The 13,470-nt window shown below is 48.0% G+C and carries 13 protein-coding genes and 1 pseudogene; 8 read left to right on the forward strand and 6 right to left on the reverse strand.

Annotated elements, in window-relative coordinates:
* Window positions 1–33: 33 nt before the first annotated feature.
* Together EZ315_RS00715 and EZ315_RS00720 are read right to left on the reverse strand one after the other, a co-directional pair.
* Window positions 34–999 carry an ISAon1 family transposase gene (locus EZ315_RS00715; protein ID WP_242452457.1) on the reverse strand — a complete coding sequence of 322 codons (966 nt, stop codon included), beginning with the start codon at window positions 997–999 and terminating at the stop codon, window positions 34–36.
* On the reverse strand, window positions 974–1,315 hold the full coding sequence (locus EZ315_RS00720) for an ISAon1 family transposase N-terminal region protein (RefSeq protein ID WP_242452458.1): 342 nt from the start codon (window positions 1,313–1,315) through the stop codon (window positions 974–976). Before EZ315_RS00720 ends, EZ315_RS00715 begins: the two co-directional genes overlap by 26 nt.
* Window positions 1,316–1,417: 102 nt before the next feature.
* Between EZ315_RS00720 and EZ315_RS00725 the strand changes: the two genes are divergently transcribed.
* The 6 genes and pseudogenes from EZ315_RS00725 to EZ315_RS00750 all read left to right on the forward strand — a co-directional run bounded on the left by EZ315_RS00725 (window position 1,418) and on the right by EZ315_RS00750 (window position 7,081).
* Window positions 1,418–2,644, forward strand: a complete 1,227-nt coding sequence (locus EZ315_RS00725) for a transposase (protein ID WP_135469735.1) — start codon at window positions 1,418–1,420, stop codon at window positions 2,642–2,644.
* A gap of 486 nt (window positions 2,645–3,130) precedes the next feature.
* On the forward strand, window positions 3,131–4,291 hold the full coding sequence (locus EZ315_RS00730; RefSeq protein WP_135469737.1) for a site-specific integrase: 1,161 nt from the start codon (window positions 3,131–3,133) through the stop codon (window positions 4,289–4,291).
* A 330-nt stretch (window positions 4,292–4,621) separates the two neighbouring features.
* Window positions 4,622–5,406, forward strand: a pseudogene (istB, locus tag EZ315_RS00735) (IS21-like element helper ATPase IstB).
* 371 nt (window positions 5,407–5,777) lie between these two features.
* Window positions 5,778–6,179 (forward strand): hypothetical protein, encoded by a 402-nt coding sequence (locus EZ315_RS00740; protein ID WP_135469739.1) that lies wholly within the window; start codon window positions 5,778–5,780, stop codon window positions 6,177–6,179.
* Between the two features lie 12 nt (window positions 6,180–6,191).
* Window positions 6,192–6,671, forward strand: a complete 480-nt coding sequence (locus EZ315_RS00745; RefSeq protein WP_135469741.1) for an RNA polymerase sigma factor — start codon at window positions 6,192–6,194, stop codon at window positions 6,669–6,671.
* 11 nt (window positions 6,672–6,682) lie between these two features.
* Entirely contained in the window at window positions 6,683–7,081 is a 399-nt protein-coding gene (locus EZ315_RS00750) for a hypothetical protein (RefSeq protein ID WP_135469743.1), read from the forward strand.
* A 582-nt stretch (window positions 7,082–7,663) separates the two neighbouring features.
* Here the strand turns inward: EZ315_RS00750 and EZ315_RS00755 are convergent.
* From EZ315_RS00755 to EZ315_RS00770, 4 genes are read right to left on the reverse strand one after another with little or no spacing between them, the layout of a single operon-like run.
* The gene (locus EZ315_RS00755) at window positions 7,664–8,047 is read right to left on the reverse strand and encodes an L-rhamnose mutarotase (RefSeq protein WP_135469746.1); all 384 of its coding nucleotides are present in this window, start codon (window positions 8,045–8,047) and stop codon (window positions 7,664–7,666) included.
* A gap of 1 nt (window position 8,048) precedes the next feature.
* Window positions 8,049–9,071 carry a zinc-binding alcohol dehydrogenase family protein gene (locus EZ315_RS00760; RefSeq protein WP_135469748.1) on the reverse strand — a complete coding sequence of 341 codons (1,023 nt, stop codon included), beginning with the start codon at window positions 9,069–9,071 and terminating at the stop codon, window positions 8,049–8,051.
* A 28-nt stretch (window positions 9,072–9,099) separates the two neighbouring features.
* On the reverse strand, window positions 9,100–10,017 hold the full coding sequence (locus EZ315_RS00765) for an amidohydrolase family protein (RefSeq protein ID WP_370276581.1): 918 nt from the start codon (window positions 10,015–10,017) through the stop codon (window positions 9,100–9,102).
* A 48-nt stretch (window positions 10,018–10,065) separates the two neighbouring features.
* On the reverse strand, window positions 10,066–10,998 hold the full coding sequence (locus tag EZ315_RS00770) for an aldo/keto reductase (protein WP_135469754.1): 933 nt from the start codon (window positions 10,996–10,998) through the stop codon (window positions 10,066–10,068).
* A gap of 156 nt (window positions 10,999–11,154) precedes the next feature.
* On the opposite strand from EZ315_RS00770, the gene EZ315_RS00775 reads away from it, so the two are divergent.
* Both EZ315_RS00775 and EZ315_RS00780 read left to right on the forward strand, forming a co-directional pair.
* Window positions 11,155–11,661, forward strand: a complete 507-nt coding sequence (locus EZ315_RS00775; RefSeq protein WP_135469757.1) for a phosphatidylglycerophosphatase A family protein — start codon at window positions 11,155–11,157, stop codon at window positions 11,659–11,661.
* Between the two features lie 21 nt (window positions 11,662–11,682).
* Window positions 11,683–13,380 (forward strand): glutamine--tRNA ligase/YqeY domain fusion protein, encoded by a 1,698-nt coding sequence (locus EZ315_RS00780; RefSeq protein WP_135469760.1) that lies wholly within the window; start codon window positions 11,683–11,685, stop codon window positions 13,378–13,380.
* Window positions 13,381–13,470 lie beyond the last annotated feature (90 nt).

The following is a 13,470-nucleotide window of genomic DNA, read 5'->3' on the forward strand; positions in this document are numbered from 1 at the left end:
TTGTTAAAACAATTAGAATAGAGTGTTAAAGATTCAGGCGTATAGCTTGACGAGTCGGAAGATAAAGAAATCACGGTCACGGACCCCTCGCATCTGCGAACGGAAGATTTTGACTTTGGAGTTGAATGCTTCGGCCGAGGCATTAGTTGCGCGACGTCGGAAATAATTGAGGATAGTCGGGGCGTGGTTCTTGAACGTCTTGATGACAGAGCGGAAGTTGTTGTTGCCCAATGCCATTACTTTTTCATACCACTTGTTCATCCGACCCATTGCTTTGGTGGGTGATATCTTTGCGTTGAAGATTTGGCGCAGTTCCATAGCCAGATGGTATGCAGCTTTCAGTATCGGATAGTGTCTGAACAGAATGTTTGCGCGATGACGCTGTATGTCAGTCCATTTGTTCTGCGACATCATCAGGGTGTGCTTGCTGCGGGCAAGGATCTGGCGCATGGTCTCGCCGTTGGAATATGTAATTGGAGGCTCTGATTTGTCACGGCTGTTGTCTTCGGCAATGAGCTGTCGGCGGATGTCTATGCGAATTTCGTCGACAGCCTCGTTATAGACCTGCTGCACATGGAAGCGGTCGTTAACGACGTGGGCGTTGTAGAATACCTCGGCGGCTATCAGCATCATCGAGGGCGACAGATCGCAGGTCACTTCTTTTACCCTGCGTCTGACCGATTTACCCATGGCTCCGATGAGGATTGTGGTTATCTCATCGCTCTTTGTGCCGGGGATGGCCGCCGCCAGCGTCCCACGGCCACCGTGTCCGTCATTGTTCGTGAGGAAAGTCCATACCTCGCCGTTGCTCAGGCAGGTTTCGTCAAGACTCATGTACGGGCCGATATTGTTAGCGTTGAAGTAGAAGCCGCAACCGAGTTCGGCCTCACGCCATTCGGTATAACCGCTTATCCTGTTGCGATACTGTTCGGCAAAATATTTGCCGTTGACGCAGTACATCTGCGATATATGCTTAATCGACAATGCCGTCGTCTCCACCTTCGTCTTTTAAAAAAGCCACGAACTCGGCGCTGAGTCGTGTCCTCTCCTCGTTGGGCAGTTCCAGGTTATATGAGAATATCTCGTTGGTCTTTTTGTCCCACCATTTGTTCTTGCGCATGTGCAGGAACACCGGTCTGCCGCGCATCGGATAGTCCTGCACTGTAACGTAATCCGTGTATCCACGTGCCACAATGTTCGGATTGCGGAAATCCTCATCCGACAGTTTCTTCTTCTCGTCAAGCCATATGTCGTAGGACTGGTCTGTCTTTTCAAACTTGACCATCTCAAACAGTTCGTCCAATCCTTCTGGCAATGATTCGGTAAAAATTACCGAAGTAGTTGAAACTTAAGTTAATATCTCGAATTGTCAAATACAAATGAATCGCCAAAGCGTTCATTATAAAAATCTTATACCATGAACGTATTGGCGATTCTCAAAGACTTCACCTTTCGGTGTAAGTCGGTATTTGAAAATACTACAACCAAGATGAGCAAAAGGTTCCTCAACTGGCTGATTTTAACAATACGCACTGTGGCGTTGATTCCGGGCAAAGTCAATTTTACCCGGCTGTCGCGCTATGGCGGTCGTACAGCCAAGACCTTTGCTTCCAATTTCAAGACATCCGTAGACTGGATGAAAGTCAACATAGGTATGGCGCAGGATTGTTTTGAGCCGGCCGATGACATGGCAGTGGCAATCGATCCGTCGTTCATTTCAAAGTCAGGCAGACTGACGTATGGCATAGGCCGTTTCTGGTCAGGGGTGGCACAACGTGTGAAACGCGGTCTGGAGATAATGGCGATCGGGGCAATAAGTCTGAGTAAACATACATGCGTGATGCTCGGTGCTGTCCAGTCACCGAACTTCAGGACTCTTGAATCTGAGAAACAAATGTCAATGCTTGGCTGGTATGTGGCACTTGTCAGGTCAAAGGCGACAGAGCTGCTCTCACTGACGGATATTCTGGTTGCCGATGCCTTCTTTTCCAAATATGAATTTGTGAATGAAGTGATTGGCATGGGATTTCGATTTGTCGGGAGATTACGTGCCAACTCATATCTGAGGTATCTGGCCATACCGGATTCCTCCGCCCCGCGAAGACGCGGCAGAAAGAAAAAGTATGGAGAGAAAGTGGATTTCTCCAACCTTGACATGTCCGTGTTCACTTCATTCATATATGAGGATTCCAAAGGAAACAAAAACCGATGTCACACGGCGGTCGTGCATTCGAGGGCATTGAAACGCGACATCCGTATCGTGGTCTGTCCGGTTGAAAACGCAGAGCCTCTTCTTTACTTCTCTACCGACACCAATATGAGGCCTGAAAAGATCATCGGTTTCTACCGCACCCGCTTTCAGATTGAGTTCGGTATACGCGATGCCAAGCAGTTTACCGGACTTCAGTCACAGCAGACCCGCGACAGGGAGCGGCTTGACTTTGCGTTCAATCTTTCCTTCACTGCCCTCAATGTCTGCAAAGAGGTCATAAGGAAGGATTATCCGGATCTTTCGGTAGCGCAGTTCAAACGGCTTATGTTTGAATCTTATCTCGCCTCAACAATTATTTCGACTTGCGGAAAATCTCCGCATCTAAAAATAATTCAGAAAATAAATCATCGGTTGACTCAGTTAGCGGCTTAGCCTAGGATGAACAACCTAAAATTTTACCGAATCATTGTTCTGGCAGGAATTGCCAAAATGCATCTGCGGTTTTCATACCGCAAATTTAACACTTTTCCAAAAATTCATGCACTGGCATTTCGATTTGAGCCCTCGTTACCACTTTTTTTAAAATCCAAAATGGTAACGGTTGGGTAACGATTAGTGCTGCATAAAACATAGTATCAATGGGTTACAAAAACCTAACTCGGACGTAAGTCGGAAAAACGCGGTCAAAAATCGGACAAGGGAATGAGTATTTCCAACTTCCATATTTACCACTATTCTGATTGTCCCGAACAACGATTATTCCATCATTAAAAACGAGGTGTTCGATACCGATTTTGTCGATGTCCGATATAAGTCTGACATTGGCCAGAATTGGTCTAATCAAAATAAAAGTTAAACTCGTTATCATTCCAGACCACGGCAAAACCGGGTCTATGATAACCACCAAATCCTCGTTAAATGAAAAAGAACACATTCAAAGTTCTATTTTATATTCGCGGGAATCGTATCAATAAAGACGGTAATGTGTCCGTCATGATAAGAATAACCGTGGATGGTGAAATGGAACAGCTAAATTCCAAACTGGTCGTAAACCCTGAAATATGGGATGCAAAAGCCGGCAGGGCCGTTGGTCGCTCGGCAAAGGTTCTTGAACTTAACAGTCGACTGAATGATATTCAGGTTATACTGAAAGAACACTATTACGACATCCAGCGTCGTCACGGATACGTCACCGCCGAAATGGTGCGCAACGCCTACATGGGCATCACCCAGCGAGAGGAATCGCTCCTTAAAGTCTATGAGCAGCACTTGGAGGACACCAAGAAACTCGTGGGTCTCAGCAAAGCTGACCCCACCTATCGCAAATACGAGCGTATGTACCGCCGCGTGGTAGAGTTCATGAAAAAGAAGTATAACATCACTGACATCCCGCTACGTGAGATAAAGTACCAGTTCATCGTGGACTTGGAGTTCTTCCTACGCACAGAGCACAAGTATTCGCAGAACACCACCTACAAGTGCATGAAGTTCTTCAAGCAGGTAATAAACAAGGCTATCCGCGCCGGGCTTATCACCGTTGACCCCTTCAACGGCTACAAAATATCCATCGAGCGCGTTGACCGTGGCTATCTGACCGAAGACGAGCTGTGTAAGATGATGCAGAAGGAGTTCGCAAGCAAACGCTTGGAGCAGGTGCGCGACATCTTCATCTTCGCCTGTTTTACCGGGCTGGCATACATCGACCTCGCCCACCTGCGTGTCGATAACATACAGAAGATGTTTGACGGCCGCCTGTGGATTGTCACCCACCGCCAGAAGACGAACACAAAGGTAATGGTACCATTGCTTCCGCCGGCTCTGAAAATCCTCAATAAATATGAGGGCTGCTACAACGACGGCCAGCTCATGCCGATAATCACCAATCAGAAGCTCAACTGCTATCTGAAGGAGATTGCCGACATCTGCGGCATCGAAAAGAACCTGACCTTCCACCTCGCGCGACACACCACCGCAACGACACCCCGTATGAATACACCACGAAGCCTTCCCACAATCTGCCCGGACGCAAGGGGAGCTGCGAGAGCGACCTGCAGGAAATTCTTTCCCGTGCCGCAGTAATCGACAACATCGTGGTGCACTATCTTCGCGCTGTCATCGAGGACAGGCGTTATCCCGAACTTGCTTTCCGGGCCTGCCGTGGCATCATGAACCTGGAGAAGAAGTACGGGCAGGAACGTCTTGTGTCCGGGTGTGCCGCGGCCATGGAAGCACGCCGCTGCAGCATCAGCGACATGGTGGACATACTCGAGTCCGGGGCAGACGCGGATTATCTGCCGGGGGCCGAGGCCGATGACCGGGAACCCCGGAGACCGGCCCACCGTAACATACGGGGCAAAGAATACTTTGCCGCCAGCATAAGACAATCAACTCAAAACGACAACTCAAAAAATGGAAACAAACGATAAAACCTCCCCTGTAACTCCGGAGAAAGACCGCAACTCCATATCTCTCGATCTGATGCACCGCATGCGCCTTCACGGGATGGCCGCCGCGTTCTCCGAAAGCCTTCAGGCAACCTTCGCCGAAACAATGACACCTGACAGCTTCCTGAACTGGCTTCTCTCTAGGGAATGGGACTACCGGGTGGCCCGCAACATCGAGCGCCTGGTAAAAGGCGCGAACTTCAGATACAACGACGCATCGGTGGCACAGATAGACTACACGCTGCCGCGTGGCCTGGACCGCAACCAGATGGAGCGTCTTGCCTCGCTGGATTTTGTCCGCAAGGGTGACAACCTGTTCATCACCGGATGTGCCGGCACAGGGAAAAGCTATCTGGCGACAGCGCTGGGCTACGAGGCCTGCAAGGCCGGCATGCGTGTCCTGTACGCAAACGCCTCCAAACTGATGGGAACTCTGAAAATCGCCAAAACAAAGGGACAATCGAGACGGAGCTGAAGAAACTCGAAAAAACGCAACTCCTCATCCTCGACGACCTCTTTCTGGTTCCCCTCGATGCCAAGGAGCGCGCTCATCTGACCGAAATCATCGAAGACAGGCACGGACGCAAATCAATCATCGTCACCTCCCAACTACCCGAACTGGACTGGTACGACGCCATCGGTGACACCACCGTGGCAGACGCCATCCTCGACTGCATCGTACACACTGCTCACCGTATCACGCTAACCGGTGAAAGCGTCCGTAAACTCAAAGCCTTCAAAGGCAGATAAACCAAAATAAAACTGACCCCGTCGGCCAAACTCTTCAGGGGTCATTTTTATTTTGGGCAAAGGGGTTAGTCCTATTTTGGCTTATGGGGTCAAATCAACCTTGGCTGCAGGGGTCATCCGCGCCTGGGTTTTCCAACCTGCCTCGAATACATCAGCGGTATCAATATCCACGAACAGGAGTATTGAACGACCCGACCCAAAGCCTCACCGAGCAATCGATGGGGCTTTTACCTGTATATCAATCATTTCAAAAATGATTTGTAAATTTGTTGAAATTTTTTTGTTGTTATTGTCACCTTTGTTCCCCGAGATGTGTCTTACATACGAGACGCCTCAAAAGAACAACGTTAAACATCTAAAATCTCAAAGATATGCAGCAAATTTTAGTTCCCATCTTCGTCGGCGTGGTACTCCCCATAGCTATCGTGGCAATCGTATTCGCAGCAGCGATTAATAATGATAACAAGCGCTCTAAAGTGCTCATTAAGGCAATCGAATCCAACTGCGGTATCAATGCCGACAAACTGGCCGAGGCCCTTCAAAAACCCAAGAAATCCGCTCGCGAAATTCTCAACCTTCGCCTGCTCCGTGGTTGCATCTTCTCCTTCATCGGCCTTGCGCTCTGCATCGTAGGCATCGTGTCGCTCTGTATGGGCACAGTGTTCTCTGCCGAACATGTCACAGTTCCTTTGGTATTCGGCGGCGCATCGCTCGCAATAGGTCTGAGCTATCTCGTAGTTTACTTCGTGACCCGCAAACAAATCAAAGACTAAACGCATCAGGATATGACTCGCGAGCAATTCATATCCCATGTAGAGACCACACAGAAAGCGTTCCGACGCTTTCTTGTGGCTCTATGCTGCGGTGATACCGCGCTCGCGGATAATGTTGCGCAGGAGTCTTACATCAAGGCTTACCTTTCCTGCGATTCGTTTTCAAATCTTGAAAAGTTCAACGCCTGGATTTTCAAAATCGGCTACAACACGTTTATCAATCATAAGCGAAGTGAAAGACTAACTGTCGGAATTGAGGACGCAAAAGAAATCACCGCGCATGATAGTGCCGATTCATCTTTTGCCTATCAAGACCTCTACGAGGCTTTGAACAGAATCCCTGCAAAAGAACGAACATCTGTTCTTCTTTTCTATATGCAGGGCTATTCAATCAAAGAGATTGCCGAAATTCAGGAAACATCACAAGACGCAGTGAAACAACATATTTCGCGAGGCCGCAACCATTTGCGCGGTTTGTTATCCACCAATTAATCCAAGACGATATGGAAGATGATAAATTAAAATCCTTATTCTCAAACTTTGAGCCGGAACTTTCTTCTGACTTCCTGTTTATGAATAAACTCCAACGGAATCTAAATTCCGTTGAATTAATAAAACAACATACCGCCGAAGTCCGCTCGCGAAGCCGTAAAGCCGTCGCCATTGCCGCCATTGTCGGCTTCATTGTTGGCTTCTTATTCTCGCTGTCATTGCCATATTTGACCGATGCCATTTCAAATTGGCAACTGACTCTACCAAGTGAATCTGTAATGAATGTTTTTGCTAATAATTTCACAATTATTGCATGGCTCGTTATTGGCGGCACATCGGTATTTGCAGCTCTCAATTCCTATGAAGTATCACTATCTCTACTGAGACCAAAAGAGGCGAATGCCATTTAAGGCTATTAGTATTGTCTTTTCCGCATAGAGTGCTTTACCGTACTTTCGCAGTACGTTAAAGCACTTTTTCTATGCAGACAATCTCCATTAACTTCATCGTGGCGCAGGGCTGGCACGAGCTTTCCGATAAACAGCTTCGCTATGTTTATCAACTCATTGCATCCGAGTATGCCACGGATGAAATCAAAACCTTATGCTTGCTCCAGTGAAGCGGCCTGCGACGATAACGGTAGTGCTCGCGCCAATAAGCTGTGTAAGGCATTGTGGCTTGTTAAAGTAGACTTTCTTCTCGCTCATCTGTAATTTTTTGCGTATATTCGCGTCTAATAGGAAAACTTCAAAATCAAAAGGCTATGCTTAAACATTGGTATGTCTACATAATAATTGCAGTTGTAGCGGAGCTTCTGCTGTTGGTTTGCGACAAATACAAAATCATAAAGTCGAAGCCTCTACGATATTTTATCGTACACAGGTTATCAATGGGGGGCAATTTTTGAGAATATCCACCCCCTTGGATAATTTGCTTTGTACAGTAAATCATCCAAGGGGGGTGACTATAAGATTAATCCGAGGTCCTTTCAGTTAGTCGTAGAGATAGAACATACGTTCCATCAGTTGCCATTTCTGATCGGATGTGGCATCAGGATCGCAACCCTGAAACATTGATACATACTTTTCCCACTCAGCTTGGCGCGGAAGAGTGGCAAGTTTTGCCATTGCCTCATCCCACTGAAAATCAAGAGGAGTTTCAACTATCATAAAAACCTTGTTGCCAAGTATATACATTTCCATTTCAAGAATCCCGACTTCACGTATGCCGTCAAGAATCTCGCGCCATGCCTTTGAACGACTGTGACATTCACGATAAGCCGAGATCAGCTTATCATCGTCAGTGATGTCCATAGTCTGGCAATAACGCTTCACCGGCTGTGAGTACTGCCTTACAGGATAGCCGTTCCGGTCCATCTCAGTCGAATTTTGCAAGAATACGAAATACCTTGCCTGGATTTTCCGACCAATACTGAAGGGTTTCCGACACCTCTTCAGGCTTGATTATACGGCTGATAAGTTCTTCCATAGGACAGTTACCACGCGAAAGATAACGTATCACGGCATTGAAATCGGATGGCATGGCGTTACGTGAGCCACGGATATCAAGCTCCTTCTGCACAAACAGTTTGGTGTGGAAAGAAACATCCGATTTGGCATATCCAATGCACACCACACGTCCGGCAAAAGCGACCTCATCTACCGCAAGGACATAAGTGACAGGAGAGCCCACAGCCTCTACCACTACGTCAGGGCCACATCCTCCGGTAAGAGCCATAAGCTCCTCATGGAAATTGGCAGACTTTGAGTTCAGAGCATGCGCAGCCCCAAGTCTTTTTGCAAGGTCAAGCTTTTCTTCATCAAGGTCGACGGCTATGACTGTAGCTCCTCTCATTGAGGCTCTAACCACCGCACCAAGGCCGATCATTCCGCAACCGATCACCATGACAGTATCAATATCGCTTACTGCACCACGGTCTACAGCATGAAACCCAACACTCATCGGCTCTATAAGAGCACAGTCGCGCGGAGAAATGCCGGGAGCCGGAATCACTTTGCCCCAAGGCACAGCGATATAGTCGCTCATCGCACCGTTACGCTGCACACCAAGTGTCTGATTATGCTCACAAGCATTCGGGCGGCCCTTACGGCATGATGAACATTTGCCGCATGCGGTGTAAGGGTTGACCGTGACACTCATGCCCTCTGCGAAAAGTCCAGCAGGGACATCCTTACCAACGGCCTCAACCGTACCTCCTATCTCATGACCGGGAATCACCGGCGAGATAGCCAACGGATTACGACCGAGATAAGTGTTCAAGTCCGATCCGCAGAACCCGACATAATGTATCCTTATAAGCACCTGATCAGAAAGAAGTATAGGCTTCTCCTGTTCCACCAATTCAACTTTACCTGGAGAGGAAATCTGAATAGATAACATATCTGTAATTATTATATATTTGTAATTTTCATTCCGACATATTCTTAATATATGGAAGATCGACAAGCTCCTTGAACCCATAGAATCTGCGAGCATTCTCTCCGAGGAACAGTCTCTTCTCCTCATCGCTCAGCTCTGCGGATTTCAGCACAAAGTCATATGACATCCTGTATGTTATAGCCGTAATGGTACGAGGATAATCCGACCCCCACATAAGCTTGTCGAAACCAACCTCATCGGCAGCAGTACGGATAGCCTTTATAGCACTCGGGTACGGATAGAACTCAGAATTAAAAAGCCAAGTGATGCCTCCCGATTCAACCGACACATTTTCATGACGCGCAAGCTTTATCTGTTCAAGCCATCCGGGCACAGTGACCATACCGAAATGACCTACAGCAATCTTCAAGTCGGGACACTCAGCTATGACTTCCTCCATTTCCGCCACCTGGACATCACCATCGGCAAGCGTGACAGAGAGTATCATACCATTACGTTCCATATATTTGAACATTGCCATCATCTCGTCCGATGTGAGCCACACCCTGCCTTCAGGAAGAAACAGGCGATGACCGGGGACAGCTATCGCCTTGAACCCACGGCTACAAAGCTCCTCAACCTGAGGATAGAAACCAGGATGACGCACATCACAGAAACCGCATACAAAAAATCTGTCGGGGTAACTGCGAGCCACCTCTTCAAGATAATCATTCTGATTACCATCAATAAATTCCTGAACCACAACCGCAGCCGAAACCTGGGCATAATTCATATTGGAAAGAAAAACTTCAGCACTATTCTTGCCGTCGATCATAAACGGCGGCAACATCTGCCTCTCCTCACCCATAAAGTCTGCACGTCCGTCAGGGAGCGGACGTATCGGCAGCCCATTCACCACTGTGTCCTGCCTGAGCCACAGATGAGAGTGCGTGTCAATGATATACATAACCAGTCTGAATTTAAGTTTAGCGGGCTATTTGTCCTAATTTTAAAATCACGAATTAGCCCAGCTTACACGTTTCTGATCGCCGATAATCTCACGCACCTCCTCTACGAGCTGCATATCCACCGGCTCACTGATGAAATCAATATTTCTTGCCACATTGTCAGGATTGGCAGAGCTGAACAGAGTGGTTGCAATCCTCGGATTGGCAACAGAGTACTGCATGGCAAGCTTTTCAATCGGATAACCCTTCGCCGCGCAATGCTGCACCGCCTTGCGGCAAGCCTCCACCAACGGTTTAGGTGCAGGATGCCATGCCGGCACGCCTCGCTGTGACAACAGCCCCATTGACAGAGGAGAAGCATTTATCACTCCTACCCCATTCTCCTCAAAGAAATCGAGGAAATCAACCAACTTATCGTCATTAAGAGCATAGTGACAGAAACTCAACACACTCTCCACCGATCCGGGAGCTGCATGCTCTATGACCCACTTAAGGTTCTCAAGCTGCAGATCGGTCACTCCAACATGCCCTACAACACCCTTGTCCCTAAGCTCTACAAGAGTTGGCAGAGTCTCTTCAACCACCTGGCTGAGATCGGCAAACTCCACATCGTGAACATTTATTATATCTATATAATCAATGCCAAGACGCTCCATGCTCTCATACACACTATCCTTGGCACGTTTGGCGGAATAATCCCACGTATTGACACCATCCTTGCCATAACGCCCCACCTTTGTCGACAGATAGTAATCTGACCTGTCCAGATCCTTAAGAGCCTTCCCAAGTACCGTCTCCGCCTTGTAATGTCCGTAATACGGTGATACATCAATGAAATTCATACCTCTCTCAACAGCAGTGTGTACCGCCTTTATAGCCACGCGGTCGTCAGTCTCGTGAAACACACTTCCAAGTGACGATGCACCATAGCTAAGCCGGGACACCTTCAGCCCCGTCTTGCCTATCTCTCTGTATTCCATATTTTATTTCGTCTCGATATTAGAAATTCGGTGATTATTTTGCAAATTTACGCAAAACCTGCGAGAATTTGCATCGACAAGATAAAAATTTAGAAACCGAATTGCGTAATGTGCAAGAAATGTAGTAATTTTGCAATTCAAGTTGAGTTTTCACATATGAGCGACAACAATTATAGGAAACTTGGGGTCGCACCCCGCTTTCACGAGATTCTATCTACAGGCTTCTATACAGGGCTTCTTCCAGGAGCCCCCGGCACCTATGCAGCATTCACCGCATTGATAATATGGTATGTGCTGTACCTGCTGCTTTCACCTCTTGCACTCACACTCTCCACGATAGCACTGATAGTAGTTACCACTGTCACAGGCGCATGGACATCTTCAGTGATGGAACGATACTGGGGTCCCGATCCTCGTGCAGTAGTAATCGACGAATACGTGGGCTGCTGGATACCATTGCTTGTAGCTCCATGCGGAGAATACACGTGGTTATTTGCGCTGCTCGGCTTCGGTCTGTTCCGGCTCATAGACATAACCAAGCCATTAGGCTGCCGAAAAATAGAAGAATTATGCCCCGGTGGATGTGGAGTAATGATGGATGATGTTCTCGCCGGAACTTATGCACTCATCATCGTATATATACTCAAACTGATAATATTTTAATCATCGATACATTCTCACATAATGGATAGTAACGAAAATATCATGCCGGAGGCCAAGGGCCTCAATTTCGTAGAAGAGATCGTGAACAACGACCTCAAGGATGGCAAGAACGGAGGACGCCTCAACACTCGTTTCCCACCAGAGCCTAACGGCTATCTCCATATCGGACACGCCAAAGCCATATGTATGGACTTCGGCATTGCTGAGAAGTTCGGAGGCACATGCAACCTGCGTTTCGATGACACCAACCCCGTCAAAGAGGATGTCGAGTATGTCGACTCCATACGCGAAGACATAAAATGGCTCGGTTTCGACTGGGGAGACAGAGAATATTATGCTTCCGACTATTTTCCGCAGCTTTTTGAGCTTGCAGTGCGCCTCATAAAAGAGGGCAAGGCATATGTCGATGATCAGACATCCGAGCAGATCGCATCACAGAAGGGCACCCCGACACAACCCGGCACAGAGAGCCCTTACCGCAGCCGCAGCGTCGAGGAGAATCTGGACCTGTTCATGCGCATGAATGCAGGTGAATTCGAGGAAGGATCAAGAGTGCTCCGCGCCAAGATCGATATGGCTAACTCCAATATGCATTTCCGTGATCCGATTATGTATCGCATCATAAAGACCCCTCATCACCGCACAGGCACCACATGGAAAGTATACCCCATGTACGACTTCGCCCATGGCCAAAGCGATTATTTTGAAGGAGTCACCCACTCGATATGCACACTTGAATTTGTGCCTCACCGCCCCCTCTATGAATATTTCGTAAAGGAGCTCGCCGATGAGACTTATTGCCCCCGACAGATTGAGTTCAATCGTCTCAACCTCACATACACAGTAATGTCGAAACGCAAGCTCCTCCAACTTGTCAAAGAAGGACTCGTGGCAGGATGGGACGACCCTCGTATGCCGACCATATCCGGGCTTCGCCGTCGAGGTTTCACACCTCGTTCGATACGTAATTTCATTGATGCCATAGGGTATACAAAATACGAAGCACTCAACTCGATCTCCCTGCTTGAACATGCCGTGCGTGACGACCTAAACAAAATTTCGACCAGAGGAATGGCTGTCATCAACCCTGTAAAGGTGGTGATCACAAACTACCCCGAAGGACAGACCGAAATGGTAGAGATGGAGAACAATCCCGAAGACACTGAATCAGGTGTGCATCAGATGCCATTCTCGCGTGAGATATACATTGAGCGTGACGACTTCATGGAGAATCCCCCCAAGAAATTCTTCCGACTCGCCCCCGATGGAGAGGTACGTCTCAAAGGCGCGTACATAGTGAAGTGCACAGGTGTCAAGAAAGATGCTGACGGAAACATCGAAGAGATCTACTGCACCTACGACCCCGACACACGTAGCGGCCTGCCCGGAGCATCCCGAAAAGTCAAAGGCACATTGCATTGGGTTTCAGCACCGACAGCCGTCAATGCCACAGCAAGAATATACGACCGCCTGTTCTGCGTAGAGAATCCTGCCGCCGAGACAGAGCGCGACTTCCGTGAAATGCTCAACCCCGACTCCCTAAAAGTGGCGGAAGGAATCAAGGTGGAGCCATATCTTGCTGAAATATCCAGTCCCGGTGTGCCTCTACAGTTCCAGCGTATAGGATATTTCACTCTCGACAAGGATTCTACCCCCGGCAATCTCATCTTCAACCGCACGATAGCCCTCAAGGACTCCTGGGAGAAGATCAATAAATAATCCGTATCTTCGCAAACATCTACCAAAGGTTAATGGTTAGAGGTTAAAAAAGATTATGTCCTTTAACTTTGTCAAAGGACTTGGATCAAT

Origin of the sequence: Duncaniella freteri (genome assembly GCF_004766125.1) — a bacterium.
Lineage (GTDB): Bacteria > Bacteroidota > Bacteroidia > Bacteroidales > Muribaculaceae > Duncaniella > Duncaniella freteri.

Bases quoted from the DNA above. Each gene is read 5' to 3' on its own strand.
- EZ315_RS00760 (WP_135469748.1), bottom strand. From the start codon at position 9,071: ATGTTATCTATTCAGATTTCCTCTCCAGGTAAAGTTGAATTGGTGGAA.
- EZ315_RS00755 (WP_135469746.1), bottom strand. From the start codon at position 8,047: ATGGACCGGAACGGCTATCCTGTAAGGCAGTACTCACAGCCGGTGAAG.
- EZ315_RS00765 (WP_370276581.1), bottom strand. From the start codon at position 10,017: ATGTATATCATTGACACGCACTCTCATCTGTGGCTCAGGCAGGACACA.
- EZ315_RS00775 (WP_135469757.1), top strand. From the start codon at position 11,155: ATGAGCGACAACAATTATAGGAAACTTGGGGTCGCACCCCGCTTTCAC.
- EZ315_RS00750 (WP_135469743.1), top strand. From the start codon at position 6,683: ATGGAAGATGATAAATTAAAATCCTTATTCTCAAACTTTGAGCCGGAA.
- EZ315_RS00770 (WP_135469754.1), bottom strand. From the start codon at position 10,998: ATGGAATACAGAGAGATAGGCAAGACGGGGCTGAAGGTGTCCCGGCTT.
- EZ315_RS00725 (WP_135469735.1), top strand. From the start codon at position 1,418: ATGAACGTATTGGCGATTCTCAAAGACTTCACCTTTCGGTGTAAGTCG.
- EZ315_RS00745 (WP_135469741.1), top strand. From the start codon at position 6,192: ATGACTCGCGAGCAATTCATATCCCATGTAGAGACCACACAGAAAGCG.
- EZ315_RS00730 (WP_135469737.1), top strand. From the start codon at position 3,131: ATGAAAAAGAACACATTCAAAGTTCTATTTTATATTCGCGGGAATCGT.
- EZ315_RS00740 (WP_135469739.1), top strand. From the start codon at position 5,778: ATGCAGCAAATTTTAGTTCCCATCTTCGTCGGCGTGGTACTCCCCATA.
- EZ315_RS00780 (WP_135469760.1), top strand. From the start codon at position 11,683: ATGGATAGTAACGAAAATATCATGCCGGAGGCCAAGGGCCTCAATTTC.